This window comes from Rhodococcus sp. O3, assembly GCF_048897285.1.
Taxonomy (GTDB): domain Bacteria; phylum Actinomycetota; class Actinomycetes; order Mycobacteriales; family Mycobacteriaceae; genus Rhodococcus.
Window position 1 is genome coordinate 1 of sequence record NZ_JBMBTE010000336.1, and the last position, 280, is coordinate 280.

General features: G+C 67.1%; 1 protein-coding gene. It reads left to right on the forward strand.

Going from position 1 to position 280, the window contains the following annotated elements:
* Positions 1-280, forward strand: a 280-nt coding sequence (locus ACN675_RS29295) for an AMP-binding protein (RefSeq protein WP_420754141.1), incomplete at both ends; no start/stop codon positions are given.

The following is a 280-nucleotide window of genomic DNA, read 5'->3' on the forward strand; positions in this document are numbered from 1 at the left end:
CGTCGGTGCCGATCGGGTTGCCGGTGGCCAATACGTCGGTGGTGGTGTTGGACGGGTGGTTGCGTCCGGTGCCGGTCGGGGTGGTGGGTGAGTTGTATCTGGGTGGGGTGCAGTTGGCGCGGGGTTATCACGCGCGGTGGGGGTTGACGGCGTCGCGGTTCGTGGCCGATCCGTTCACCTCCGGTGGGCGGTTGTATCGGACGGGGGATCTGGTGCGGTGGTTGCCGTCGGGTGGGTTGGAGTATGTGGGGCGGTCGGATTTCCAGGTGAAGATCCGCGG